This window comes from Zoogloea sp., from assembly GCF_028689785.1.
GTDB lineage: Bacteria > Pseudomonadota > Gammaproteobacteria > Burkholderiales > Rhodocyclaceae > Zoogloea.
This window is the reverse complement of sequence record NZ_JAQVCN010000068.1, coordinates 1-25117: the sequence shown is the minus strand read 5'-3', so window position 1 is coordinate 25117 and position 25117 is coordinate 1. Positions and strand designations below refer to the sequence as shown.

At 64.9% G+C, this 25117-nt stretch carries 23 protein-coding genes; 12 read left to right on the top strand and 11 right to left on the bottom strand.

Annotated features, from left to right (window positions below; translation table 11 throughout):
- Positions 1 to 98: 98 nt before the first annotated feature.
- Positions 99 to 383, bottom strand: a complete 285-nt coding sequence (locus PHI64_RS20125; RefSeq protein WP_299886971.1) for a hypothetical protein — start codon at positions 381 to 383, stop codon at positions 99 to 101.
- 610 nt (positions 384 to 993) lie between these two features.
- Here PHI64_RS20125 and PHI64_RS20120 point away from each other — a divergent pair.
- Genes PHI64_RS20120 through PHI64_RS20095 form a run of 6 tightly spaced genes read left to right on the top strand, consistent with a single transcriptional unit; the run spans position 994 to position 7829 of the window.
- Positions 994 to 2022, top strand: a complete 1029-nt coding sequence (locus PHI64_RS20120; RefSeq protein WP_299886968.1) for a 2Fe-2S iron-sulfur cluster binding domain-containing protein — start codon at positions 994 to 996, stop codon at positions 2020 to 2022.
- A gap of 13 nt (positions 2023 to 2035) precedes the next feature.
- Positions 2036 to 3361, top strand: a complete 1326-nt coding sequence (locus tag PHI64_RS20115) for an acetylornithine deacetylase (RefSeq protein WP_299886966.1) — start codon at positions 2036 to 2038, stop codon at positions 3359 to 3361.
- 19 nt (positions 3362 to 3380) lie between these two features.
- Positions 3381 to 4775, top strand: a complete 1395-nt coding sequence (locus PHI64_RS20110; protein WP_299886963.1) for an amidase — start codon at positions 3381 to 3383, stop codon at positions 4773 to 4775.
- A gap of 45 nt (positions 4776 to 4820) precedes the next feature.
- On the top strand, positions 4821 to 6269 hold the full coding sequence (gene iaaH / locus PHI64_RS20105; RefSeq protein ID WP_299886961.1) for an indoleacetamide hydrolase: 1449 nt from the start codon (positions 4821 to 4823) through the stop codon (positions 6267 to 6269).
- 22 nt (positions 6270 to 6291) lie between these two features.
- Positions 6292 to 7050, top strand: a complete 759-nt coding sequence (locus PHI64_RS20100; protein ID WP_299886958.1) for a glucose 1-dehydrogenase — start codon at positions 6292 to 6294, stop codon at positions 7048 to 7050.
- A 41-nt stretch (positions 7051 to 7091) separates the two neighbouring features.
- Positions 7092 to 7829, top strand: coding sequence for an aspartate/glutamate racemase family protein (locus PHI64_RS20095; RefSeq protein ID WP_299886955.1), 738 nt, complete (start codon positions 7092 to 7094; stop codon positions 7827 to 7829).
- A 110-nt stretch (positions 7830 to 7939) separates the two neighbouring features.
- Here the strand turns inward: PHI64_RS20095 and PHI64_RS20090 are convergent, their stop codons facing one another.
- The 8 genes from PHI64_RS20090 to PHI64_RS20055 all read right to left on the bottom strand — a co-directional run bounded on the left by PHI64_RS20090 (position 7940) and on the right by PHI64_RS20055 (position 16662).
- The gene (locus PHI64_RS20090; protein ID WP_299886952.1) at positions 7940 to 8296 is read right to left on the bottom strand and encodes a DUF6616 family protein; all 357 of its coding nucleotides are present in this window, start codon (positions 8294 to 8296) and stop codon (positions 7940 to 7942) included.
- A complete protein-coding gene (locus tag PHI64_RS20085; protein ID WP_299886949.1) occupies positions 8293 to 9069 on the bottom strand; it encodes a DNA alkylation repair protein in 777 nt (258 codons plus the stop codon). Before PHI64_RS20085 ends, PHI64_RS20090 begins: the two co-directional genes overlap by 4 nt.
- Positions 9066 to 9572, bottom strand: a complete 507-nt coding sequence (locus tag PHI64_RS20080; RefSeq protein WP_299886946.1) for a MarR family transcriptional regulator — start codon at positions 9570 to 9572, stop codon at positions 9066 to 9068. The genes PHI64_RS20085 and PHI64_RS20080 overlap by 4 nt, the downstream gene beginning before the upstream one ends.
- Positions 9573 to 9669: 97 nt before the next feature.
- Positions 9670 to 10104, bottom strand: a complete 435-nt coding sequence (locus PHI64_RS20075) for a heme-binding protein (protein WP_299886943.1) — start codon at positions 10102 to 10104, stop codon at positions 9670 to 9672.
- 101 nt (positions 10105 to 10205) lie between these two features.
- Positions 10206 to 11471 (bottom strand): DUF1329 domain-containing protein, encoded by a 1266-nt coding sequence (locus PHI64_RS20070; RefSeq protein ID WP_299886940.1) that lies wholly within the window; start codon positions 11469 to 11471, stop codon positions 10206 to 10208.
- Between the two features lie 22 nt (positions 11472 to 11493).
- Positions 11494 to 13122 (bottom strand): DUF1302 family protein, encoded by a 1629-nt coding sequence (locus PHI64_RS20065; protein WP_299886937.1) that lies wholly within the window; start codon positions 13120 to 13122, stop codon positions 11494 to 11496.
- A gap of 54 nt (positions 13123 to 13176) precedes the next feature.
- Entirely contained in the window at positions 13177 to 15543 is a 2367-nt protein-coding gene (locus PHI64_RS20060; RefSeq protein ID WP_299886934.1) for an MMPL family transporter, read from the bottom strand.
- Between the two features lie 63 nt (positions 15544 to 15606).
- Positions 15607 to 16662 carry a YCF48-related protein gene (locus tag PHI64_RS20055; protein WP_299886931.1) on the bottom strand — a complete coding sequence of 352 codons (1056 nt, stop codon included), beginning with the start codon at positions 16660 to 16662 and terminating at the stop codon, positions 15607 to 15609.
- 296 nt (positions 16663 to 16958) lie between these two features.
- Between PHI64_RS20055 and PHI64_RS20050 the strand changes: the two genes are divergently transcribed.
- From PHI64_RS20050 to PHI64_RS20025, 6 genes are all read left to right on the top strand, one after another.
- A complete protein-coding gene (locus tag PHI64_RS20050; protein WP_299886928.1) occupies positions 16959 to 18188 on the top strand; it encodes a styrene monooxygenase/indole monooxygenase family protein in 1230 nt (409 codons plus the stop codon).
- 78 nt (positions 18189 to 18266) lie between these two features.
- On the top strand, positions 18267 to 19448 hold the full coding sequence (locus tag PHI64_RS20045) for an outer membrane protein transport protein (protein WP_299886923.1): 1182 nt from the start codon (positions 18267 to 18269) through the stop codon (positions 19446 to 19448).
- A gap of 119 nt (positions 19449 to 19567) precedes the next feature.
- On the top strand, positions 19568 to 20101 hold the full coding sequence (locus tag PHI64_RS20040; protein WP_299886920.1) for a flavin reductase: 534 nt from the start codon (positions 19568 to 19570) through the stop codon (positions 20099 to 20101).
- Positions 20102 to 20129: 28 nt separating this feature from the next.
- On the top strand, positions 20130 to 20576 hold the full coding sequence (locus tag PHI64_RS20035) for a hemerythrin domain-containing protein (protein ID WP_299886918.1): 447 nt from the start codon (positions 20130 to 20132) through the stop codon (positions 20574 to 20576).
- Between the two features lie 93 nt (positions 20577 to 20669).
- The gene (locus PHI64_RS20030) at positions 20670 to 21098 is read left to right on the top strand and encodes an antitoxin Xre/MbcA/ParS toxin-binding domain-containing protein (protein WP_299886915.1); all 429 of its coding nucleotides are present in this window, start codon (positions 20670 to 20672) and stop codon (positions 21096 to 21098) included.
- Positions 21098 to 21559, top strand: coding sequence for an RES domain-containing protein (locus tag PHI64_RS20025; protein ID WP_299886912.1), 462 nt, complete (start codon positions 21098 to 21100; stop codon positions 21557 to 21559). The genes PHI64_RS20030 and PHI64_RS20025 overlap by 1 nt, the downstream gene beginning before the upstream one ends.
- A gap of 241 nt (positions 21560 to 21800) precedes the next feature.
- Here the strand turns inward: PHI64_RS20025 and PHI64_RS20020 are convergent, their stop codons facing one another.
- Positions 21801 to 23273, bottom strand: a complete 1473-nt coding sequence (locus PHI64_RS20020) for a hypothetical protein (RefSeq protein WP_299886909.1) — start codon at positions 23271 to 23273, stop codon at positions 21801 to 21803.
- A complete protein-coding gene (locus PHI64_RS20015) occupies positions 23270 to 25030 on the bottom strand; it encodes an ATP-binding domain-containing protein (protein WP_299886906.1) in 1761 nt (586 codons plus the stop codon). Before PHI64_RS20015 ends, PHI64_RS20020 begins: the two co-directional genes overlap by 4 nt.
- Positions 25031 to 25117: the final 87 nt, after the last annotated feature.

Genomic DNA, 25117 nt, shown 5'->3' with positions numbered 1-25117 from the left:
GCCATGCCATCGTAGATGAAAGGCTATGGCGTAAGCACAAGGTATACCAGACTATAGCGAAGGGCTATTCCCAGCCTCGAGCCGGCCAGGAAAACATGTCAATGGGGTTGTGTGGAACGGTATGGGTAGAAGGAGTCCAGGCAGCCGGGGTCGATATCCACGGCGCCGCCGTAGGTGATGCGCCCGAAGCCCACGCCCCGCACCTTGCGCAGGTGCATGCGGGCGTTGATGGAGCGCAAGCCGTCCACCTTTTTCAGTCGGTTTTCGCAGAAAGTCCGCACGCCCCACTGGCGGGCTTCTTCCACGTCCTGGGTTTGAAAGAGATCAGCCCCGACCATTACCGGAACCGATGCCGGCTCCGCTTTATGACCAATAAGTTCCATTTCAGTCTCCTCCGTTGGAACATTGCTTTCGCCTGCTTGTTTTTATTGGATTTTTTTGACACCCGTCGAATTCGAATTGAATTTCCGAATGAGGAGTGGCGTTATCCGGGGACTTTCTTCTTATGTCCCGCACGCCGAAATTTGAACATTGTCCGGGCCAAAAAGCACTCTTGCAGTGCAGCAATTCTTCAATCTGGTGCATCGCCATATCCTCTGTCGGAACATTTTCTGGAGAAAGCCCGTTAAATCGGGCTGTGAGGTCTTAGTGCCTGATTTATATAGGCAAACAACGTGCCGGAATCTCTGGGGCGAGCCGCCGTCCGAGTGCAATAAAACTGCACTCTGAGGATAGTGGGTGCACTTTTCGTATAGCGCGGAAAGGCTGATTCGAATAGGAAGATTGCGTATTTGGAAATCTCCTTCATTTGGCCGGCGGCCATTCCTGAATCAATACCGCCTGATATTCCAGCGCCCTTCGAAAGCTGCACTTCCGGGATAAACCCCTACCTAATTTGGAGCGACGTCCTTCGGCCTGATTCTTAGGATGCACACCACGCGCTGCCCTTCGAGCGCTCCACGAGTGTGAATGCAAGCCATGGAATCCAGCCTCATGAACGATCAAACGCACCACGTCACGCTGCGCTTTGCAGACGGCGCCACCCATTCGGTCCAGACGGAGGCCGGTTGCTCCGTGCTCGATGCCGCGCTGCAGGCCGGCGCCCCTCTCATCCACCAATGCCATTCGGGGAGTTGTTCGAGCTGTATCGCCACCCTCTGCGAGGGCGATGCAGTCACCCAGCCCGGGGCCACGGCCAGCCTGCTGAGCAGTGAGTACGCGGCCGGCCAGCGCCTGCTATGCGTCACGCGGGCCCAGTCCGACTGCGTCTTCGAGCTGCCTTACACCAGCACCGCCGGGCTGGTCGTGCCGGTGACGGCCCACGCCTTCGTGGACAGCGCCGACCGCCTCGCGGCCAACGTGATCCGCCTGAACCTGGAGCTGGCCGAAGGGGATTGGCTCGATTTCCGCCCCGGCCAGTACCTGCAGGTCGAGGTCCCGGGCGTCGAGGCCCTGCGCAGCTACTCCCCGTCGAGCATCGCCGCCGATCTTCCCCGCCTGTCGCTCCTTGTCCGCCTGCTGCCCGGTGGCGCCATGTCCACCTGGCTGCAGGACGGCGCGCGGCCGGACGACGTGGTCAAGATCAAGGGGCCTTACGGGGCTTTCTTCCTGCGGGAGGAGCACCGCCGCGCCAAGCACATCTTCATCGCCGGCGGCACCGGGCTGGCCCCGGTTCTGTCGATGATCGACGGCATCCGCCAGTGGGGCGGGCGCAAACCGCAGATGCTCCTCAACTTCGGCTGCGCCACGCCGGATGCCCTGTTCTGCCTGGACGAGCTGGAGCTGCGCCGGCAGTGGCTGCCCTCCCTGGAGACCCGCATCACGGTGGACCGGGGGGCGGAGGGAGAGCTGCTGTCGGGCAGCCCGGTTGCCGCCCTGCGCGAGGGAGACGTCTCCGGGCCCGATACCGTCGCCTACTTGTGCGGCCCGCAGCCGATGATCGACGCCGCAACCCAGCGCCTGATCGAGCTCGGCGTCCCTGCCGAACACATTTACAGCGAGCAGTTCGTCGCCAGCAACTGAACGGAGAACCCCGATGACCACTCCCGGCACCCCGGCCTTAAGCGCCGAACAGCAGGCCTGGTACGACAAGGCCTGCAGCAAGATCGACCCGCAACGCCTGCAGCAACTGCTGTTCTCCATCGTCGACATCCACAGCCCCACCGGCGCCGCCCGGGCCGCCAGCGAGTTCATGGCCCGGCATCTGGCCGAGGTGGGCCTGAAGGCCCGCTACCAGCCCATGACCGACACCAGCGGCAATGTGCTGGCGGAGCTGCGCGGCAGCGGCGGCGGTGCCAGCCTGATGCTCTACGCCCCCATCGACACCCACCTCGACCTCACCGAGGCCGAAAGCCAATGGACCGGCGCCCGGGGCGAGGCCGACATGCAGCCCCGGGCCCAGTCCCTCGGTGACTGGGTGTTCGGGCTGGGTGCTTCCAATCCCAAGGCCATGGTCGCCACCCTCACCGAGATCGCCACCGCGCTGATCGAGGCCGAGGTGCCCCTGGTGGGCGACCTGCTGGTGGGCATGGCCGATGGCGGCATGCCGGTGGACATTTCCGCACGCCACCACGGGGGCATGTCCAACGGCGTGCTGCATCTGCTCAACCGGGGCGCCGCCGCCGACTACGCGGTGATCATGAAGCCCTGGAACTGGGTCTATCACGAGGAGCCCGGCATGGGCTGGTTCAAGCTGCGGGTGCACGGCACCCTGGGCTACGCCGGCGTTCCCCATGACCTGCCGGCCTTCCGCAGTTCGGTGGTGCCCGCCGCCACCGTCATCCAGGAACTGCAGGCCTGGTTGCTGGACTATGCCGAGCGCAACACCTCCGGGGTGGTCAAGCCCCACGGCTGGATTGCCGGCGTGCGCTCGGGCGACCCGGAGCGTCCGGCCTTTCCGTCGGCCATCACCGAGATCTTCTTCGACGTGCGCATCAACCCGCGCACCCCGCCGGCGGAGGTGAAGTCCCAGTTCGCCGAGTTCGTGGCCGGCCTGCGCCAGCGCCACCTGGAACTGGTCCTAGACTGGGAGATGTACGGCTCCGTACCCGGCGGCACCACCGATGTCGACAACTGGATCGTGCGCTCGGCCAAGCGCGGCTGGGAGCACATCGAGCAGCGCCCCCACGGCACGCCCGACCTGCTCGGCGGGCAGACCGACGGCACTGCCCTGCGCCGCTATGGCGTGCCCACCGTGCGCATCGGCTGGCCCTGGCCGGCGCCCAACCCGCCGCTGCCCGTGGCCGAAGGCCTGGGCGGCATGGGCGCCACCTACGTGCCCGACCTCATCCCCTGCGCCCACAAGATCATGTACGTGCTCATCGACACCCTCACGCGCACGCGTCGGGAACTGGGCCTGTAAGGCTGCCGGAGGAACCCTGATGCGCCCCCGCAAGCTGCACTACCAGGAGATATCCCGCCTGGCGCCCTTGCTGAAAGCGGGCAAGCTGTCGCCGGTAGAGCTGACCGAGGCCCTGCTGGCCCGCGTCGAAGCCCTCGACCCGCGCCTGCACGCCTATGCCCGGGTCACGGCGGACGAAGCCCGTGCCGCCGCCCGCGTCGCCGAGGCCCGCATCCGGCGGGGGGATTATCTCGGCCCCCTGCACGGCATCCCCGTGGCGGTGAAGGACCTGTTCTGGACCCAGGGTGTGGTGACGGCGGCCGGCACCACCGTGCATGGGGATTTCGTGCCGGCGGAGGATTCCACGGTGGTGCGCCGCCTGCGCGAAGCCGGCGCCATCATCCTCGGCAAGCTGCAGATGACCGAGGGCGCCTTCGCCACCCATCACCCGGCCATCGCCCCCCCGGTCAACCCCTGGGGCGCCGACCACTGGACCGGGGCCTCCTCCAGCGGCTCCGGTGTGGCCACGGCGGCTGGCCTGTGCTGCGCCTCCCTGGGCACCGACACGGGGGGCTCGATCCGCTTTCCGTGTGCCGCCAACGGGCTCACCGGGCTCAAGCCCACCTGGGGCCGGGTCAGCCGGCACGGCAGCTTCGAGCTGGCGGCCTTCCTCGACCACGTGGGGCCCATCGCCCGCAGCGCTGCCGATGCCCGCATCCTGTTCAACGCCATCGCAGGTCACGACCCCCTCGACCCCACCTCCGACAGCCCGCAGCCCCGGGGCCGCGTGCGGGCCGTGGCCCTCAAGGGCCTGATCGTGGGCGTTGATCCGTACTGGAACTCCAACGGCACCGATGACGCCACCCAGCGGGTGCTGGAGAACGTGCTGGCCATGCTGCGCAGCCTGGGGGCCGATGTGCGGGAAGTGCGCTTTCCCGACGCCTGGCACATCGCCGGCCAGTGGGAGGCCCAGTGCGGCGTGCAGACCGCCGTGGCCCATGCCGACACCTATCCGGCCCGCGCGGCCGACTATGGCCCGGCCCTGAGCCGGTTGATCGAGGTGGGGCGGAGCCTGGACGGCACCGCCTATCAGCGCCTGCTGCTGTCGGCTGCGGCCTTCACCGGCCGGGTCAATGCGCTGCTGGAGAGCATCGACCTGCTCCTCGTACCGGTCCAGCCCATCGCCGCGCCCACCCACGGCCAGCTCGGCGCCCTCGCCGCCGACCCCGAGGCCAACCAGCGCCTCATCCAGTTCACTGCGCCCTTCAACATCTCCGGTCATCCCGCCCTGAGCCTGCCCGGCGGCCATACCCCCGAGGGGCTGCCCATCGGCTTCCAGTTCGTCGCCCGCAAGGGGGGCGAGCAGACCCTGCTGGGGGCTGGCGTGGCCCTGCAGCGGGTCACCGACTGGCACCGCGCCCACCCGGCGTGCTGACCCCGACTTCTCCGCGAACCCCATACCCAAAGAAGGATGAATCCCATGCCCACCTCCACCCCTGTCCCCATCGACCACCTGACCATCGCCGATGTGCTACGCCACCTGGCCGATGGCAGCCTGAGCAGCGAAGCCCTGGTCTCGGCCTATCTCGAACGGGCTCGCGCCCATGCGGCCCTCAACATCTTCATCACCCTGGACGGGGAGGGAGCCCTGGCGGCGGCCCGCGCCGTGGACGCCGCCCGGCGTGCCGGCCGGCCCCTCGGGCCGCTGGCCGGCATCCCGGTGGTGGTGAAGGACAACATCCATGTGGCCGGGCTGCCGGCCACCTCCGGCACGCGGGCCCTGGCCGACTTCGTGCCGGCCGAGGATGCCCCGGTAGTGCGCGCCCTGCGCGACGCGGGGGCCATCGTCCTCGGCAAGACCAACATGCACGAGCTGGCCTTTGGCGGCACCGGCTACAACGCCGCCTTTCACATGCCCGAGGTGGTGGGGGTGCGCAACCCCTACGACCCGGCGCGCATTGCCGGTGGTTCGTCATCGGGCAGCGCTGCGGCCCTGGGCGCGCGGATGGCGCCGGCTGCCCTGGGCACCGACACGGGCGGCTCCATGCGCATCCCGCCCGCCCTCAACGGCTGCAGCTCCCTGCGCCCCAGCGCCCGGCGCTATCCATCGGCGGGCCTCGCCCCCATCGCCAGCAGCCGCGACACGGCGGGCCCCATGGCCCTGTGCATGGCCGACGTGGCTCTGCTGGACGGCCTGATCACCGGCGAACAGGCTTTGCCGCCAGTGCAGCTGAAAGCCCTGCGCCTGGGGGTGGTGCCGGATTTCTGGGCCAACATGGATGACGAGGTCGCCGCCATCATGGCCATCGTCCGGCTCGCGCTGGAAGGCGTCGGCGTTACCTTTGTGGACGTGGACGACACCGAGATCATGGCCCTCAACAATGCCGTGGGCTTTCCGGTGGTCTTCCACGAGGCCTATCCCGACATGGTGGAATACCTGGCCACCCAGGGCCCCGGCATTTCCATCGAGCAGCTCCGCGCCGGCATTGCCAGCCCCGACGTGGCCGGCATTTACGACACCTTCGTGCTGCCCCGCAAGGCGCTGGATGCCGCGGGCAACATCGTCGATTCGGCGCCGCTCTATGACTACGCCCAGAACGTCGGCCGGCCGGCCCTGCGCGAGCACTACAAGGCCCTCTTCGCCCGTCACCGGCTGGACGCCTTCGTCTTCCCCACCACCCCCATCGTGGCGCCCCTGGCCCGGCCCGACGTGAGCGAGCCGCAGAACTTCTCCCTGCTCATCCAGAACACCGAGCCCTCCGCCAGCGCCGGCCTGCCCGGCATCCAGCTGCCGGTGGGCATCGGGGCCACCACCGGCCTGCCAGTGGGCCTGGAGCTGGATGGCCACGCCGGCGACGACCGCCGCCTGCTGGCCATCGGCATTGCCCTGGAGAACGTGCTTGGGCGGATTTCCCCCGCCCGTTTCTAGACCACCGACAGGAGTCTGACCCTTGAGCAATTACCCCGAACTGCAAGGCAGGGTTTACATCGTTACCGGCGGCGGCAGCGGCATGGGCCGCGATACCTGCAAGGCCCTGGCCGCGGCCGGCGCCCGCGTCGTGCTGGGTAACCGCAACCCGGTGGAGGGCGAGGCCATCGCCGCCGAGATCCGCGCTGCCGGTGGCCAGGCCATCTTCCGGCAGACCGATGTCTCCCGGGCCGCCGACTGCGCCGCCCTGGTGGCCTGTGCCATGGCGCACTTCGGCCGCCTCGACGGCGCCTTCAACAATGCCGGCCTGCAACGCGAGTTCTGCGACATCCACGAAACCCCCGATGCCGATATCTCGGATGTCATCGACATCAACCTCAAGGGCATGCTGTACATGATGAAGTACGAGGCCGAGGCCATGCTCGCCACGGGCGGAGGCAGCATCGTCAACAACAGCTCCATCTTCGGGCTCAAGGCCATGCCGCGCCTGGCCTACTACGTGGCGGCCAAGCACGGCATCATCGGCGCCACCCGGGCCGCCGCCCTTGACTACGCCCGTCAGGGCATCCGGGTGAATGCCGTGTGCCCCGGCCCCATCAAGACCGCCAGCTATGACCGGGTGACTGGCGGCGACGACCACATGTACGACGACGGCGTGCCCATGCACCGCATCGGCCAGCCCCATGAAGTGGGCAATGCCGTGCTGTGGCTGCTCTCCGACCAATCGTCCTACGTCACCGGTGGTTTCATCCCGGTGGATGGCGGCATGTCGGCCGCTTGATCCCGACCCTCCCTTCACATTCAACACAAGGAGCAAATTTCATGGGCAAGCGGGTCAAGATGATCTTCCCTGTACCAATGAGCGAGGCCACCCGGCCGATGGTCGAATCCCAGCTCCCGCCGGAGTTCCGGCGCCCCGACATCGACGTGAGCTTTGTCGGCGCCGGCAACACCATCACCCTGGCCGACAGCTACTACGACATGGCCATCATGGAGCTGGCCGTCATCCAGGCCGGCATCCGGGCGGAGGAGGAGGGCTTCGACGCGGTGTGCATCAACACCGTCAGCGATTCGGGCCTCGCCGCGCTGCGCGCCCGGCTCAGCATCCCGGTGCTGTCGCCGGGCCAGAGCGCCTTCCACCTGGCCGCCATGCTGGGCCACAAGTTCAGCATCCTCACCATGTGGGAGCGCTGGTTCCCCCTGTACCGCAAGACCCTCAAGGAATACGGCCTGGAGTCCCGCGTGGCCTCCATCCGCGCCATCGACGTGCGCCCGGACACCCAGGAGCTCCTCACCGGCAAGGAGGACATCGTCTTCGCCAGGCTCGAAGAGGCCGCCCTGAAGGCCATCCATGAAGACGGCGCCGACGTCATCGTGCTCGGCTCCACCACCATGCACCAGTCCCACGCCTACCTGGCCTCCCGCCTGCCCGTCCCCGTCCTCAACCCGGGGGTGGTGGCGTACAAGATGTGCGAGCTGTTCCTCGATCTGGGTATCGCCCACAGCAAGAAGGCCTTTCCGGCCCCGGAAGTGGTGAAGGATCAGGCGTTTTTGGGGTGAGTTCTGATGTACGCGGCCCTCTGACGAGGGCCTTTTCTGTTTCACGATGACTTCCGTAGGGCCATTCGCCGGGCTGCGTAGAGGCGCGATACGGCAAGTCGATCAATCGTCTAGGCGAGTTTCAATGAGGCCAAGTGAGTAGCAAATCCGCCAGCATCGCCGGCGGCATTCACATGGTCGAAATAGTCGTACCAGCCACTGGCCTTGATGCCTGCCAGCAGTGCGTCTCTGACGTGGGCGTCAGGAAGGCGCCAGATGCCCAGGAATCGGTGCTCGCTGGCGCGGTCGATGCCTCCGTCCGTTTCACTCAGAGCCAGTACTTCGACGCCCAGACTGGACAGGTCTCCCATCGCGGCCTGGATGCCGTTCAGAAACTGCTGACGGCTTTCGGCGGGCAAGGCGCGCCATGCGGCATTGGGCGTATAGAGTTCGACAAGATAATGTGGCACGGCTGTGTACTCCTTCATTTCAAGTTGCGCAGAGCGCGCTGGCAGATGCGATGGGTGGCGGCTGTGGGCTGGATTTGCAGCCATTCCGCGCACAGCTCCCGCACCCAATCAGGGTGATCCTTGGCGGCGTCGTTGAGCCAGTTGGCCACCGAGTCCTGCACATAGGCCGATGAGTCGGCACGCAGCGGCGAGAGGATGGGCAACGCCCGTTCCGGTTGCCGCTTGAGTGTGGTGATGTGGGGGCACCAAACGCCACGCGGACGCAGGGCTTCGCTGGCAAAGCGGCGCAGACGTTCGGAGGGCTCTTGCGTCCAGGCTGCCAGATGCGCGATGGCGGCATCCAGTTCCTGAGCCAGGTGCGGCCGCACGGCCATCCAGGCCCATTCGCGCACGCCGAAGTGTGCGTCATCGGCCAATGGCCGAATCGCAGTCAGTCGGCTTGGCAGATCCACTTCCGGTTGCGCGCCGATCATGAAGCAAGCCCAGCTGCGCACTGTGTCTGATGCATGGGCCTGGCATTGCGCGATGCCATGGCTGCCGAGCTCCTTCAGCAGTGCGGCTCCGATGCCGGCCATGCGTTTGAGAATGCCAAGCTGGCAGGCGGCATCCATGTTTTTCAGGGCTTGCGGTGACAGTTGCGGAAAAACCGTGCGCACCAACAGGGCCTGGTCGAGCGCCAGTCCCTCGGCCAACGTGGCGCTTTGCAGTTCGCCGCGGGACAGGGCGTCCAGTACGTCGGCGGGAATGTCGGCGGCGCGGGTTGCGCCCTTACGGGGGGCTACCGTGTTCATTCGGGCCTTCCTGGCTGGGTTGCGTCGAGGTTTGATGCCACCTTGTCGAGCAAGGTCGCCAGTTGCTGGCGTTCCGGTGCGGACAGATTGCCGAACAAACCGGCAATCCAGCGGCCGTGCTGGTCAAAGACCTGCTTGGCCACTTGCCTGCCCTTGAGGGTCAGTCGGATGCGCAGAGCGCGACGGTCGCTGGCTTCGGCCTGGCGCTCGATCAGGGCTTCGCGCTCCAGCCCGTCGAGCAGGCCTGTGACGGTGGCGCGGGTAACGCCTGCCTGTTCGGCCAGGGCATTCGGGGCCAGTCCTTCGCTGGCCGCATCGAGCAAGAACAGCATGACGAAGCGGCCTTCGGAGAGGCCGTGGGGTGCCAGCAACGCGGCACAGTCGCGGTCGATGGCCGATGCCAGAGACAGTGTTTGAAAACACAGCCGGATGCCTGCCACATCGGGGAGTTGCCTGCGTTGTGCCTCATGCAGCAGTGCTTGGTACTTTTGTGCCAGTTCCATTTTGATGCCACCATATAGTATGGTGGCTAATTATATATGGGATGTCGGGAATGGTCTATTACATGCCGATGCCGTGCGCCGCCGTCCCGGCCTAGCCTCACGCCGGCAGCGCCGCCAGTCCTGCCTCGGCGCATTGTTCATCTTCCTCCACGCTGCCCCCCGACACACCGATGGCGCCGATCACTTCGCCGTCCACCTCCACCGGTATTCCGCCGCCGAACACCACCAGGCGGGGGCGCTGGAGGATGTTGTGCTGGATGAGGGGCGGGTAGGGGGCGAGGGCCTCGGTCCATTGGGAGGTGGGCATGCGGGCGCTGGCGGCGGAGTAGGCCTTGTCCATGGCCGTCTGGCTGGAGAAAAGGGAGGCCTCGGGCATGCGCAGGAAGGCCATCAGGGTGCCATGGCGGTCTACCACGGCGGCATTGACGTGGATGCCCAGGCGCTCGGCTTCGTCGAGGGCGGCGGTGGCCAGGCGCAGGGCGGCGTGGCGGCTGATGTTGCGCTGGATGACGTGGCTTGGTGTGCTTTCCATCGGAGTCTCCGGGGCGGCAGCCGGCTGCCGCAGACGTAAAAACAGGGCGCCTCCCGCTGACGGATGGCGCCCCGCTCAAGGCTGAGGGGTGGTGGGCGGGATCAGCGGCCGGCCGACTGCAGGGACTGCAGGGACACGTCGGACTCCTTAACCCCCGGCGGGTTGGTCTTCCAGGTGGCGGTGTCGATCAGGGACACCGTGGCGTGATTGCGCTGGAAGTCGATGATCGCGCCGGCGGCGGTGCGGATGTCCAGGAAGCCGTCTTCGGCCTTGCCCGGAAAGGAGTGCCACTCCATGAACTTCCAGAACTCGCCCTTGCGGTTGTAGGCCTCACCGTAGTGGATGCGCGGGAACTGGGTGTCGATGTAGAGGATCTTCTTGCTGTACGGGTGCTCGGACGGGGTGGTGGCTTCCACTACGTATACTTCCCGCGGCTCGAAGTTGTTGTTGTTCATGTTCCAGTAGGGCGGCTTGTTTTCCAGCACCGGGTACTTCTTCTCGAAGCTGTCGCCCTTGGCATTCCACAGGGGGTACTTGCTGTGCATCACCGCCAGCACATGGCGTTTGCCCAGCAGCTTGTAGCCCTTGTACCAGCAGGGGCGGGCGTTGAAGATCTCCAGGTCGTCCTGCAGCTGGTCGGAGGAGCCCACCGGGTCCATCCAGGCGCCACCGGAGAGGCGGCGTACGCGGCGCACGGCGGGCACGTAGGCCCACACGTCGTTCACCTTTACCGAGTCGTACTGAATGGTGAAGGTGCCGATGCCTTTCATGTCTGACGGGGTTTTGAAGTACAGCAGCTGGCGCCCGCGCTGGGTGCCGTCGCCCTGGGTGGCTTCGCCGGACAGACGGCCCTTCATGGCGTAGCGGGTGAATTCGGCGACGGGCTCGGCGTGCACACCCTTCTGGCCGTCGATCAGCACCTGGGTGTAGAAGGGCACGATGGCCACGTCACCCACGAGCTGACCCAGGTGCCAGTTCCACACAATTTTCTCGGCAGCCTGGGGGTCTTTGGTGTCGATGTTGGGGAAGGGCTGGCCGGCGCTCCAGCCGTCCACCTGACAGCTCTCGGCGTTGATCCTGGTCTTGCCCGCATTGGCTTCCGAGGCCTTCAGCCACTTGGGGTCGAGTTTGACCTTCTGAGATTTGGCCAGGGGCAGCTTCCAGCCGTTGTTGCGGATGCGCCATTCCATCTTCTCGGTGAGCAGGCTGGCGATGGAGTGGCCCTCAAAGGTGTCGTTCTTGATCTTGTCGATGTTCTCGGCCGAGATCACGGTGCCCGCCGGAAGCTCGGCGGCACAGACGCTGCCGACGGAGAAGCTGAGCAGGGCCGCGCAGGCACTGGCGAGGGTGTGTTTGTGTGCAGACATGGTCTTGAAGCTCCGATGGGGGTCAGAAGAGGTAGGTCAGGCTGGTGTAAAGCTGGTCGCGCTTGTGGAAGTAGCCGAAGAGGCTGGCGCTGTCGCAGACGGCCACGTTGCCCGCCGGGCACTTGTTGAGGTCGCGGTGTTCGTCGTTCCAGAACTTGTCGTACTCCACTTTCCAGCGCCAGTTCTTGTTCAGCTCCATGGTCACGGAGGGCACGATGAAGCCGCCGGCGTAGGTCAGGTCGGTGCCCACCACCAGGTTGGGCTTGATGCGGCCGCTGTCGTAGGAGAGGTCGAAGATGGCGGTGAGCAGCAGCGAGTGCTCCTTGGTGAGCTGGCCGGCGCCCACGGCGTTGAGCAGGCGCTCGCCCTTGTCGTAGTCCATCAGCCATTTGTCGAACAGCTGCACGGAGAAGAACATGGGCTTTTCGGTGCCCAGCCACTGCTGGGTGGCGGCGATGTTCTTGTCCATGCGCACCATCCAGGCCACCAGGTCCTTGCGCTTGATGCCGTCAAAGCCCGGCGCCACGGCCTGGGACAGGGGGCCGGCCAGGGCACCGTTCTGAAACTGGTAGGGGGCGTCCTTGATGAAGGCCACTTCGGTGCTGAACACCGCATCGGCCCAGGCGGCATAGCCGCTGGCGGTGGCGCCGAACACATCCACGGTGGGGTAGATCAGGTCGCCGGCCACGCCGAGGCTGTCGGGGCGGCCCACGGTGGTGGCGCCCGAGGGGGTGCCCGGCATGCCGAACAGCTTGAGGGTGCTGGCGGCGTTGAGCGTGGGGTTGTTCCAGTAGGTCTTGAGATAGGAAACCGAGTAGTTAACGTCCTTGGCCAGGCCGGTCCAGCGCACGCCGCCCGTCACCTTGCGGGCGTCGCCCTTGGGGTTGCGGAAGTCGTAGGGGTCGATGTTGCGGAAGTCCACGCCCACCACCGACTGGCTGGACCAGCGCCCGCCATACACGTCGAGCTCTGTGCCGATATCCGATTTGCGGTCCCAGCCGGGGCGCACGAACAGCTCCACGCCGCCATCCAGTTCGGGCACATCCACGTTCAGCTTGGCGATGATGCTGGCCTTGCGCAGCTCTTCATTGGCCGGGTCGAGGAAGGAGCGCCAGGTGTAGTCGAAGCCGTGCACCAGGTCATTGGCGGCGAAGAAGTCGGTTTCGCCCCACACGATCTGCTGCTTGCCCAGGCGCAGGCGGGAGCGCTCACCCACCGGGAAGTCCACGTACATCTCGCGCACCACGTCGCTGATGTCGTTCTTGTTGTAGAGGGCCATGATGTCGCCACGCCCGTCGCTGGAGCCGTAGTTGTAGGCGCCCATCTTCTCCAGGTGGTTGAGGAAGGAGGTCTTGATCTCGCCCACTGCCCGCAGCTTGGTGACCACCGACACATCCCGCACCGGGGTCCAGTCGATGTTGAGGCGGGCCGTGGAGCGGGCCATGGAGAGCTTGCCCTGGTCGTTGTAGTTGGGTGTGTCCTTCCAGTTGGCCGTGTTCCAGGAAAACTCCTGTCTCAGAAAGCCGTCGAGCTTGACCTCGCCCGGCTCGCCGGCGCTGGCGCCCTGGCCCATTGCAGCAAGCATCACCGCAAGCGCTGCACGCTTGGGCCGGCTGTCCAAGCGCCGGGCGCCCGTTTTTCCATGCGTCATGTTCTTCTCCTCGATTGCTGGGGGTGTGCCGGAGATCCGGCGGATTGAAGAAAACTAGTGGGCTTGCGGCTGGAGGCCGGCCAGCACGGGCCGGTCCTTGCGTCCGAAGATGAAATCGGGGCGGAACACGTAGATCACCGAGGGCATCACGAACAGCGCCGACATGGCCGAGATGCCCAGCCAGATGGCCATCAAGAGGCCCATCTCGGCCTGGAAGCGCAGGGACGAGGCCCACCACAGCAGGGTGCTGAGGATCAGCACGCTGGCCGTGACCAGCACGCCCATGCCTGCCGAGTGGAGGGCGATGCGGATGGCGTCCTCCGGGTTGGTGCCGATGGCGATCTCTTCCTTGATGCGGTCGGCGATGTAGAAGGCGTAATCCACCCCCAGGCCGATGCCCAGGGCAGCCACCGGCACGGTGTTGATGCTCATCCCGATGTCCTGCCAGGCCATGAAGGCGAAGGTGAGGGTGTTGGAGATGATCACCGGCACCATGAAGAGCATGCCGGCCACGGTGGAGCGATAGACCACGGTGCAGATGATCATCAGCACCAGCAGGGCCAGGGCCACGCCCTCGATCTGGCTGGCCAGGATCACCTCGTTCATGGCCGCGGTGATGCCGATCAGCCCGCCCGCCAGTTGCCATTCGCCGGTCTGCAGCGGGTTCGCCGCGACGAACTCCTTGATGCGTGCCATGGCCGTGCGGATGGTCTCGCCCTGGCGGTCGCGGAACATCAGGGTGATGGAGCCGTTGGCCGCCTGGCCATCCACAAAGCGGTCCATGTCGCCGGGCTCCGACACGGATTCGAGGATCGCCATCAGGCTGCCGTTGATGGCCGCGGTGGCGCCCAGCTCCTCGTAGCGGGGGTTGCCCTCCCGCAGGGTGCTGTTGAGCACCGGCACCACATCGGCAATCGAGATGGAGGCACCGATCTCCGGCTGCACCTCCATGAAGCGCTGGAAGCGGTTCATGGCCTGCAGCACTTCATTGCTCTTCACCAGGCCTTCCTTGCCATCCTGGCCCACCACCACGAACAGCCGGTCCACTCCGTCAAAGCGCTGGTTGATGGCGGTGGAGTCCCGGTTGTAGGTGGCTTCGGGCCACAGGATGGGCGAGCCCGGGTTGGCATCGCCCACCTTGAGCTTGAGGGCGTAGAAGCCGGAGCTGAACAGCACCAGCACGCTGCAGCCGATGACCACGTAGCGGAAGCGCGACAGGGCCATCCACAAGCCGAAATCCAGCACCTTGCGCAGCAGCGGGGCCAGATCGACGCCGTGGGCGGTGCCCTGGGGCTTGCGGATCCATGACAGCAGCACCGGGGTCAGGATCACCGCGCTGATGGTCAGGGTCATCACCCACACCACCGACAGCAGGGTGAGCTTCTGCAGCATGGGGATGGGGCTGAGGGCCACCACCGCCATGCACGCCGCATCCGCTATCACCCCCACCATGCCCGGGCGGAAGAGATCCACCAGGGCCACGTGGGCCGCCTGGCGGGAGGTTTCGCTGCCGTCGGCAATGTGTTCTAGCTCGTCATCGAAGCGATTGACGATCTGCACCGAGTGGGACACCGCCCGGGAGGTGATGAGCATGGCCACCACGATGACCAGGGGCTCGAAGTGGATGCCCAGCAGGTGGCAGATGCCCAGGGCCCAGGTGGCGCTCACCGCCCCGGCCAGCAGGGGCAGGATCACTCCGCGCCAGGTGCGCAGCAGCAGGAAGAGCATGGCCAGGGTCAGGGCCAGGGCGATGGCCACCAGCTTGAGGGTCTCCGGCAGGTAGTGCTCCACCCAGCCGTACAGGATGGGGGCGCCCACCACCCGCACACCCACCCGGTCGTTCTCGACCTTCTTCACCAGGGCGCCGATTTCGTCGAAGACCTTGGTGTAATCCACTTCCCGGTCGATGAAGTCCACAGTGATCAGCGTGGCCTGGAGATCCTTGGACACGAAGGGGCCGTACACCAGCGGGTTGCGCAACACGGCCTGCTTGAGGGCGGCCAGCTCTTCGGCGTTGGCCGGCAGCTCGGGCCACATCAGCGGCCGTGTCTCGATGCCGTCGGTGGAGGCGCGGACCTCCTTGAGCTTCTTCGACGCCAGGGAGGTGATCTGGAAGGGATTGACCGCGGAGACTTCCCGCAGGCCCAGGGTCAGGGTGCGGACTTTCTCCAGCACCTCCATGTCGAAGATGTCGCCCTTGTCCACCTCAAGCATGATCGTGACCATGTTTGAGCCGCCAAAGGTGTCCTTGAACTTCTGGTGGGTCTGTACGTATTCGTGGCGGGAGGGGAGCATGTCCTCGAACACGGTGCGCACTTCGATGTGCAGGGCAAACCAGCTCAGCGCGACGGTGAGGAAGGCAATCGTGCCCGCCACCCAGGCGCGCCGACGCATGCAGAATGCGGCGATTCTTTCGATCATGATCTTGTATCCCGGACAGGTGAGGATTCGTGGGGGAGGGAAGGGCGGTGTTGCGGGGCAGCCTCAGCGGCCCAGGGCCAGCCAGCGCTGGCCATCCCAGCGGCCGATGTTGGCGCCGGTCAGCCAGACTTCCCCGCCGACGGGCAGCACGCGGGTGTGCCAGGCCAGGTCCCGCTCATCCAGCCGGCCGCTCTGCCAGTCGGTGGCCGCGGCGCCGGCCTTTATCCAGGTGCCGAGGGCGCCGGCACCCAGCCAGCGCTGATTGGCCTCGTCCCAGGCCACGTCGAAGAGGTGGGCCTGGGTATCGAGCTTTTCCCGCTGCCAGCTGCGGCCGCCGTCGCGGGTGCTCAGCACCACCCCCTCCAGGCCCACCGCCACGCCTTCGCTGGCATTGCGGAAGGCCACCGCCATCAGCGAGCTTTCAACCGGCACATCCGGCGTCCGCCAGCTGCTGCCGCCATCCGGGCTGACGAGAATCCGGCCGAACTCGCCCACCACCACCAGGCCACTGCCGGGCAGCAGCGCCGCGTCGTTCCAGGCCACGTCCTCCTCGTCGCGCAGGCGGGCCCAGCTGGCCCCGTAATCCTTGCTGAAGAGCAGGGCGCCCATTTCGCCAGTGGCAATGGCCTTGCCCTCCGCCGCAATGCGGACCCGGGTGAGCTTGTTGGCCACTTCGGAGCGGGGCACCCCCTCCACAGCGGTCCACCGCCGGCCGGCGTCGGAGGTGGTCAGCACGACCCCCTCGTTGCCCACGGCCACGCCGCGGCCGCCGTCCCACACGGCGATGTCCTGCAGGGTCTGGTCGGTGGGGGTCTGCAGCGCGTGGGCTTTGCCCTGGCTGTCGATGGCCACGATCTTGCCGTGGGAGCCGGCCACCCAGATGCCTTCGGCCGGGGCCCGGGCGATTCCGTAGAAGTGATCCCGCCTTTCGAGGATGGGCGGCTGCACCGTGCCGCCCACCGGCTGGGGTTTGATGAACAGGCCCGCCCACAGCAGCCCGCCGATGATCAGCCAGGGCACGCTCGACACCGTGACCTTCACCGCCGTGGCGCGCAGGCGGGAAGGCGGGGCTCCGGCGCTGGCAAGCGCGGGCTCGACTTCGGAAGAAATGCGATCCATAGAACGTCAATCCAGTTAGGGGTGGAAACCCGTGGATTCGGGCCACCAGAACATGGCGTCAATCTAAGGACCGGGGGGAAAGGCGACTATCCGTCAAGCGCAGGGACTGTCCACTGGACGCAGGGGATTTTGAAGAGGGGAAATCGGTTGCCGGCAAGCCGGATGGCCGGCCGCCGGGTGCACTCAATGCACAGGCGCGGCATGAATCGCATAGCCGGCCCATTCCGCTTGGCCGAAATTGAAAACGCCCGTAAGGACGGGCCCCCAATCAATTTTCGGACGCGGAGCAATCAATCATGCGCAAAATCACAATTGTCGGTGCCGGTCAGGCGGGTTTGCAGCTGGGTATCGGCCTTCTGGATAAAGGTTATTCGGTTACGGCCATATCCAATCGGACTGGCGAGGAGATCGCCCGGGGCAAAGTCCTTTCCAGCCAGTCGATGTACGACATGGCCCTGGGCCACGAACGTGAATTGGGGCTGGCCTTCTGGGACAAGGACTGTCCGCCGATCCAGGGCATTCATGTAAAGGCCGGCAATGCGCAGATCGGCACCCTGCTGGATTTCCGGGCCCGGATGTCGGCCAATGGGCAATCGGTGGATCAGCGCCTGAAAATGCCCAAATGGATGGACGAATTCCAGCGTCGGGGCGGCAATCTGGTGATCGGCGAAGTGGACATGGATGAGCTGGAGCGCCTGACCGAAAGCGCCGACCTGGTGCTGGTGGCCACCGGAAAGGGCGAGTTGGGCAAGCTGTTCGAACGTGACGCCCTGCGCTGCACCTTCGACCGCCCCCAGCGCTCGATCGCCCTGACCTATGTGCACGGAATGGTGCCGCGGGACGACTTCAACGCTCTCAACATCAACCTCAATCCCGGCGTGGGCGAACTGGTGCATTTTCCGGGGCTGACCCATAGCGGCCCCTGCGACATCATCAATATCGAGTGCGTGATCGGCGGCCCCATGGACCGCTGGGATGCGGTAAAGACCCCCGCCGAGCACCTGGCCATGACCAAGGCCCTGATTGCCGAGTTCTTCCCCGGCGAGGCGGCACGCTTCGAGAACATCCGCCTGACCGACGACAACGGCATCCTGTACGGCCGCGTGGCCCCCACGGTGCGCCACGCCATCGGCGTGCTGCCCTCGGGCCGCAAGGTGCTGGGCATGGGCGATATCCTGGTGCTCAACGACCCGATGACCGGGCAGGGCTCGAACAACGCCGCCAAGGGCGCCAGCATGTACCTGGACGCCATCGTGGCCCGGGGCAGCGCCGCCTTTGACGACGCCTGGATGGACGCCCTGGCCGCCCAGTACTGGGACTACGCCCAGTGGTCTGCGCGCTTCACCAACGCCATGCTGCTGCCGCCTCCGCCCCACGTCATGCAGTTTCTCGGCAGCTGCGCCGGGAACGCCAGCCTGGCCGCGACCTTTGCCGATGCCTTCAACGATCCGAAGAGCCTGTCCACCTGGTTCTACGACCCGGAAGCCACCCTGCGGCTGCTCGACAACGCCGCAGTCGCCGCCTGAACTCCGACGGTCGCCGGCACCCCGTCTGTGGGTCCGGCCGCTCGCGCACGCCACACAACTCGAAATTCGGAGCCCAACATGTCTACTACCCCGACCCCTTCCCGGCTGTGCCACTCCTGTCTGCGTGCCGGCGCAGCCATCGCAGGCCTTGCTGTTTTCTCCGGCGCCAGCGCCACCAACGGCCCCATGCCCCACGGCTACGGCATCAAGGCCATGGGCATGGGCGGCGCGTCCATCGCCCTGCCCCAGGACGCCATCGCCGCCGCCAACAACCCCGCCGGCATGGCGATGGTGGGGGAACGCTTCGACATGGGCCTGTCGGTGGTCATCGTCGACCCCAAGTCCAGCTTTGGCGGAACCGAATACAAGGGTGACGGCGTCAAGGCCATCCCCGTGCCCGACCTGGGCTACAACCGGGTGATCGACGAGCGCCAGTCCATTGGCGTGTCGGTGTACGGAAACGGCGTGAGCACCGTTTACGACACCCCGCTGCTGGGCGGAAGCGGCAAGGACAGCGCCAAGCTGACCCAGATCATCGTCTCGCCCACCTACGCCCTCAAGCTGGCGCCGGGCCACGCCATCGGGGTGTCGGCCGACCTGGCCTACCAGCGTTTCAAGGTGAACGGGGTGCCCGACGCGGCGGGGGTGGAGAGCCCCGGCGCCGATTCCTCCACCGGTATCGGCTTCAAGCTCGGCTGGATGGGCCAGGTGAGCGAGCAATTCACCCTGGGGGCCATGTACTCGGCCCGCGTCCGCATGGGCAAGCTGGGGGCCTACAGCAAGCTGCTGGCCAATCGGGGCGAGTTTGACATCCCCGAGCGCTACGGCATCGGCGTGGCCTGGCGGCCCACGGCCAGCGTCGTTGTTGCCGCCGACCTGATGCGGGTGAACTGGGGTGATATCGACTCCCTGGCCAATGCCCTCACGGCGGCAGAACCGGGCTTTGGCTGGCGCAGCCAGACCGTGTCGCGGATCGGCGCCTCCTGGCAGGCCAGCTCCGCGCTCACCCTGCGCACCGGGTTCAGCCACGGCCAGCAGATCGTCAGCCGCGAGAACGCCACCCTGAACTATCTGGCCCCGGTGACGCCCCAGGACCACTTCACCCTCGGCGCCACCTACGCCCTGGGCCGGGACACGGAGATGTCCTTCATGTACGCCCGCGCCTTTGGCTCCGAGGTGCGCGGCACCGGGCCCAGCACCGGAATGAGCGTGGACATGTCCCAGCACTGGCTGGGGGCCGCCTTCGCCTTCAAGTGGTAAGCGCCACCGCACCGGCCGCGCCGGCATGAGGGGGTGGGCGCTGCGGCGCCGCCCCTGCCTGGGCCGGGCTGCGCAGCCGCCGCAGCCTGCGCCCGAGTCTGCATAGAGAAGGAAGCTTCATGGTCAGCATCGACCTCTTTCGCGACGGCATGGCCCGCCTGGCCGGCGCCGTCAACGTCATCACCACCGACGGCCCCCAGGGCTTCGCCGGCATCACCGCCACCGCCGTGTGCAGCGTCACCGACCAGCCGCCCACCCTGCTCACCTGCATCAACCGCAACTCCTACGCCCACGGTTTCTTCAGTGGTAACGGCGTGCTGTGCGTGAATGTGCTGGCGGCCGACCAGCAGCACCTGGCCCAACTCTTTGCCGACCGCAACATCAGCATGCCCGAGCGCCGCGCCCGGGTCTCTGCCCAGATGCTGGCAACCGGCAGCCCCGCCCTGGATGGTGCGTTGGTGAGCTTTGACTGCCGCATCGTGCAGCAGCAGGCCCTGGGCTCCCACGACCTGCTGATCTGCGAAGTGCAGGCTGTGAAGGCCGGCGATGCGGCCAGCGGCTTGACGTATTTTCTCCGCACTTATCATCCCGTTGGCAGCCCGCCCCTGGCCCCGGCCGAGGCGACGGAACAGAACAATGCAAGGTGCGCCTGATACGACGCACCGAAACAGGAGGCATGCAATGACCACCACGACTGCAGAGCGCTTCACCTGGAGCGACCGCTACCTGCTCGGCCATACCGCCATGGACGACACCCATCGCGAGTTCGTCGACTGTGTCGACGCCCTGCTCACCGCCAGCGACGCCCAGATCCCCGAGGCCCTCGAAGCCTTCATCCAGCACGCCGAAGCCCATTTCAAGCAGGAAAACGAATGGCTCGCCGCCCCCGACTTCCCGGGCGGCGGCGAGTGCCACATCGGAGAACACGAGAAAGTCATCAACTCCGCCTACGACGTCCGCGAAGTGGTCGCCCAGGGCCGGGTAGATGTCGCCCGGGACTACGCCCAGGCACTGGTGGACTGGTTTCCCGGACACGCGGACTACATGGATTCGGCGCTGGCGGCGTGGCAGGTGAAGCGGACGCACAACGGGCGGCCGCTGGTGTTTCGGAGAAGGGAGACGGTGTAGGGGAGGGCGCCAGCCAGCGCAGCCTCGCGGTTTGTTTTGTGGGATCGTTTGGTCTATGATTAAGGATCAAATGATCCTTTGAGGCTTGTCGCCATGGTGCTTGTCAGTCCGGAAAAGATCGCCGCAGTCATGGCACTGGCGGCCGTTCCCCACTCCTTCGCCGAACTCGATGAGATGGTTTCGAAGGGGCTCCCCAAGGGCGCCCTCAAAGCCAGCATCGACCACATCTGTGTGAGCGCCGAAGATCGCCGCCAGCTGCTGTACCGCATCATTCCGGAGGCCACTTACAAGCGGCGGCGGGAGAGCCTTTCCGCGGATGAGTCCGAACGGGCCGAGCGTCTTGCCCGCATCTTTGCCACCGCCGCTTACGTCTGGAACTCCGACGACGACGCACGAGCCTTCCTGACGACCCCCCACGCGATGCTCCAGGGGCGCAGCCCGCTGGATGTTTCCCTCACCGAACTTGGTGCACGCCGCGTGGAAGAACTGCTGTGGCGGCTCTTCTACGGTATCGCCGCCTGATGCAGCTGTACCGGATCGGAGACGAACGCCACCCCCTGTGGGATGGCACGGGCGCCGCCTTGATCGGCGGCCGATGGAACAGCCCCGGACGCCCGCTCATCTACGCATCCCTGAGCTATGCGGGCGCGATGCTTGAAATCCTGGCCCATGCCAGCATCGGCCGGGTGCCAAGCACACACCGCTACGTGATCGCAAACGTGCCGGACGACGTATCGGTCGAGCGCCACGACACCGCATCACTCCCACCGGCCTGGGATGCCGAAAGCACCGCAGCCGCAAGGCGCTTTGGCGACCAGTGGCTGAGCGAGACCCGCAGCGCCATCCTGCTCGTGCCCTCGGTGGTGGCCAGGCTTGAGTGGAATGCGCTCGTCAATCCTGCACATCCCGAGGCGTCACGGATCGCGCTGACGAAGGCGGAGCGTGTGGTGTGGGATAGGAGGTTGTTTTCGGGTGGGAGGTGAGGGGAGGCGGGAGGTCGGCCGGAGCTGCCATTGGTTGCAATGGTCTCGGAGGGCAGCTACCGACCCGGAGCGGACGGTCCCTGCCGAAAACTCTTGGGGGCTCCTTCCCGGGCGAACCTGCCGTTCAGGCGCGACTATGCCACCGCGGACAGATCTATCGGATGTTCGACCGACCTGTCATTGGACAGAACGGTGTCGACTGTCCAATGGCACCGCTGCAGCGAACCTGAGATCGATAGGGCTAGGTGAGGGAGGAGGCAGAGCTTGCTTGTTCCTCTGGGTGTCTCGTGGGCGGCCGAGCATCTTTATCCATAAGTTTCACCGCTCGCCAGCCCGTCTTCCCTTGTTTGTTGGTGCGCCTGATAGCTAGGCAGAGCACGTCGTATTGCTGACCCGGCGCAAATTCCGCGGCCAGCGTCGGAGATACGAAAATGTCGGCCCGGGTGGTGCGAATGAAGGCGAAGTCTTTGCCCTCTTGGCGTTCTAGTCTGCCGGGAAGCACTTCACACAGGCCAGGCAACTCCTTGGCTTCTGAGATGCGCCAATCCAGGGGGGTACCTTCTGGCTTGGCGCATCCCACGTCCACCAGAGTGCCCGGCGGCAGAGTAGCCAGTTGTGAAAACTTACGATGTAAGAGGCCGAAACCAGTATTGGCACTAGTGGCGACGTAGCTCAGCCCTTTCTCAGCATTGATATGATCGATCACACCTTGGGTGTAGGTGAGGCTCTGCCGGTCCAGTTCTTGCAACAGCGCTTTGGCGAACGCATCTACTTTTGGAAGGTGCTGGAGGCTGTTCTTTGCCACCGCCTGCTGGTACCAGTCACTGGCGAGTAGGTGGTGCAGTTCCTGTGGGACCTTGAGGCCATGCTGCTCCCGATACTTCAGCGCCAAGCTCGCTTGTTGTGCGGCCTCGTTGAAACGCCCTATCAGGGCCAGCCGCTGCGCAAGGTGGATACGAACCTTTGCGACCTCCTGCTCCTCCCGGGCCAGTTGAGTGGCATGGGCATAACAATCAAGTGCGTCCTCTGGTCGTGTGGTTTCGAGAACTTTACCGAGTAAAGCCCAAGGCCAGGCAGCCCTTGACTGGCGGCGCAATACCGGTGCCAGGCGCTTAATTGCCAGGTCTACCTCGCCGCGGGCCAAATGCTGTTTGCTCTGGTAGTAATTGAGCAATTGGTCATTGGGGTCATCTTGCAGTGACTGTTCCAAGATGCCAAGACCCCACTTGATCAGCGCCTGATCTGATTGTGGATCGGCAGCCTTGGCCACCGTCGCTCTGCAGATGGCTCGCGTATACCGTTTTTGCAGGCTATCGATGGTTTTACCCTGCTCATTGATGTAGGGCGCTTTGTCTTCCTCCGAAAAATCGCTAACGCCAGCCCAGCGGGCGAAGTCCAGAAAATCCTGCCAATCCTTGGACGCCTTGCCTGCCAAGCGAAGCATCTGCGAAAAGGCGCTATCCCCCCGCAACGGGCTGGCAATTTTGGAGAACTCGCGCATGTAAGGAGACAACTGCCCACTCAGAACAGTGGGTGACAGTTGCTTTGCCTCGTATGCGTCGACGAGGCTTTTTGCGTGATCATAAAGCGCCCATGCATAAGCGCGCAGAAACCAGATGTCTTCTGGATTATCTGGATGCTGGGCTCGCGCCATTTCCAGAGCTTCGGCGAAACGCCTTTGCTTGCGGAGTGCAAATATTTCAGTGGAACTCACTGCTGTTCCTCCTTATGCGCTGTCATCAAGCCCTGTACGTCCTCATAGAGGCCGTGGCTGCTACCTGGGCCACCGACCTCTTGGGCAGCGGTCCAAGAGGGGGTGCCGTCGTAAGTGAAGTCGATGTCGCCCTTACGGTACGCATCGGCAAAACTCACTCGCAGACGATAGGGCATTGATTTGCAACCCGTTCGCTGAACAGGCGAACTTCCAAGTGTTGCATCCAGACGATCAAGAAATTCCTGAATGAACGGATCTGTTTGCAGCGCGCCTTGTTTGCCAGACAGGGCGTTGAGTGAGGTCAGCGCGTCGTCAGCCAGTTGACTGTCGAAAAGCGCGCTCGGAAGAAACCCTGTCCGGCCGACGCGATGTTTCTTGTCGTAGTAGTACTGCACCGTAGCGCGCTTACCGTCGCGGCCGAGCGTGTAACGCTCGCAATACTGCAGATGCTGCAGTTGCTCGATGCAAATGCCCTGAGCCTCCCAGACCAGCCTTAGTTGCTGGTGGGTTGGCATCAGGGGGGCGGTCGCAGCCGAGAACGACAGGCGATGCCAGTCAGGATCGATGGTGAAATCCTGATCGCCCTCCTGGCGGGGAGCGACGTGTGAGTCTGCAGGTTGCGCCCACGCGATTGTGGTCAAGGCGGCAAAGCTTGGTGGGTTGACCACAATCAGCTTCTTCGCGGCACGAGTGATGGCCGTGTAAGCCCAACGAAAGAACAATGCATTGCGTGCCCCCCTACTGGAGTCGAAATCCACAATGACCGTGTTCCATTCGCCACCCTGAGCCTTGTGGCAGGTCATGGCATAACCATACTTGACCTGAAGTGCGTTGAAGTATGGATCTTCGCGGATAGCGCGTCGGAACTCAGCTGACTTTGGATGCAAATCCGGGTGCCGTTTACGAAAGTCCACCAGCAATGCCCGCTGCTCTAGTGGAGTAAGCTCTCGGTGAGGCGAATCGAGCAGATTCTCCAGTACTAAGCAGACTGTCTGGATGATGCTGCCATCGCTATCTCGGAAGGCTGCGGTGACCTCACGGAACGAAAGCTCAACGTAGTGCCCACCTTTCAGATTTACAGGAACTTTCTTCGCATCTGAACCTACCTGTACGACCTTAACCAAGTCGCCGTTGCTGAGCACATGCTTGGACGAGTTCCTATTAATCAGCAGCGTTTCCCCCACCTGAATAGGCAGGCTCGGGTCACCCCAGCGACGCTCTCGGATGTTGCGGTTGTACTCCAGCGCCGTGGCATTTGAGTGTGCGACAGCAACACTGGAGTCTTTGGCCTGCAAGCCCTGAACGATGAGATCTACTGCAATTCCTGCATCAACCTGCTCAATCTCTTGGCCGTTGGGCTGCAGTGAAAAAGTATTGTAGCGACCGGCCTGCATTGCATCTCGCAACTCCGTGGCGCGGTCGAGAATGGCGCTGCCTTGCGCTTGGCGCATCACGAAATTCAGATCGAATGAGCCAACCTGAAGATTGAACTCCTGCCTCAGATAGTCCTCGGACAGGGCCGGCGAAGATTTCTCGCCAACCGGGGGAAGTTGTGCTGGATCGCCAACAAAAAGTAGCTTCGTGAGATGGTCGTTCCTGCGACCCGGCCTTCTCATTCGAGCATATGTAACGATGTCCTTGAGCAACCGGCCAGAGCCGAACTGCATTACATCGCTGTGGTTCTCCTTATCACCGACCATCGATGACTCGTCGATCACTAACAGGTTGATGCAAAACCCAGTGAACGATCCCGCCACCCGCCTGTCCTAGCCGTATCCCCGAACCCCAGGCAGAACAACGATGCGCGGCGAAGTCGATCCCCAGTCCTCGATGTTTCACTATTT

Excerpts from the sequence above, each read along its gene's own strand:
- PHI64_RS20110 (WP_299886963.1), top strand. The coding sequence starts at position 3,381 with ATGCGCCCCCGCAAGCTGCACTACCAGGAGATATCCCGCCTGGCGCCC.
- PHI64_RS20030 (WP_299886915.1), top strand. The coding sequence starts at position 20,670 with ATGGTGCTTGTCAGTCCGGAAAAGATCGCCGCAGTCATGGCACTGGCG.
- PHI64_RS20035 (WP_299886918.1), top strand. The coding sequence starts at position 20,130 with ATGACCACCACGACTGCAGAGCGCTTCACCTGGAGCGACCGCTACCTG.
- PHI64_RS20090 (WP_299886952.1), bottom strand. The coding sequence starts at position 8,296 with ATGAAGGAGTACACAGCCGTGCCACATTATCTTGTCGAACTCTATACG.
- PHI64_RS20060 (WP_299886934.1), bottom strand. The coding sequence starts at position 15,543 with ATGATCGAAAGAATCGCCGCATTCTGCATGCGTCGGCGCGCCTGGGTG.
- PHI64_RS20120 (WP_299886968.1), top strand. The coding sequence starts at position 994 with ATGAACGATCAAACGCACCACGTCACGCTGCGCTTTGCAGACGGCGCC.
- PHI64_RS20115 (WP_299886966.1), top strand. The coding sequence starts at position 2,036 with ATGACCACTCCCGGCACCCCGGCCTTAAGCGCCGAACAGCAGGCCTGG.
- PHI64_RS20050 (WP_299886928.1), top strand. The coding sequence starts at position 16,959 with ATGCGCAAAATCACAATTGTCGGTGCCGGTCAGGCGGGTTTGCAGCTG.
- PHI64_RS20080 (WP_299886946.1), bottom strand. The coding sequence starts at position 9,572 with ATGGAACTGGCACAAAAGTACCAAGCACTGCTGCATGAGGCACAACGC.
- PHI64_RS20070 (WP_299886940.1), bottom strand. The coding sequence starts at position 11,471 with ATGTCTGCACACAAACACACCCTCGCCAGTGCCTGCGCGGCCCTGCTC.
- PHI64_RS20085 (WP_299886949.1), bottom strand. The coding sequence starts at position 9,069 with ATGAACACGGTAGCCCCCCGTAAGGGCGCAACCCGCGCCGCCGACATT.
- PHI64_RS20025 (WP_299886912.1), top strand. The coding sequence starts at position 21,098 with ATGCAGCTGTACCGGATCGGAGACGAACGCCACCCCCTGTGGGATGGC.
- PHI64_RS20125 (WP_299886971.1), bottom strand. The coding sequence starts at position 383 with ATGGAACTTATTGGTCATAAAGCGGAGCCGGCATCGGTTCCGGTAATG.
- PHI64_RS20075 (WP_299886943.1), bottom strand. The coding sequence starts at position 10,104 with ATGGAAAGCACACCAAGCCACGTCATCCAGCGCAACATCAGCCGCCAC.
- PHI64_RS20040 (WP_299886920.1), top strand. The coding sequence starts at position 19,568 with ATGGTCAGCATCGACCTCTTTCGCGACGGCATGGCCCGCCTGGCCGGC.
- PHI64_RS20045 (WP_299886923.1), top strand. The coding sequence starts at position 18,267 with ATGTCTACTACCCCGACCCCTTCCCGGCTGTGCCACTCCTGTCTGCGT.
- PHI64_RS20095 (WP_299886955.1), top strand. The coding sequence starts at position 7,092 with ATGGGCAAGCGGGTCAAGATGATCTTCCCTGTACCAATGAGCGAGGCC.
- iaaH (WP_299886961.1), top strand. The coding sequence starts at position 4,821 with ATGCCCACCTCCACCCCTGTCCCCATCGACCACCTGACCATCGCCGAT.
- PHI64_RS20065 (WP_299886937.1), bottom strand. The coding sequence starts at position 13,122 with ATGACGCATGGAAAAACGGGCGCCCGGCGCTTGGACAGCCGGCCCAAG.
- PHI64_RS20055 (WP_299886931.1), bottom strand. The coding sequence starts at position 16,662 with ATGGATCGCATTTCTTCCGAAGTCGAGCCCGCGCTTGCCAGCGCCGGA.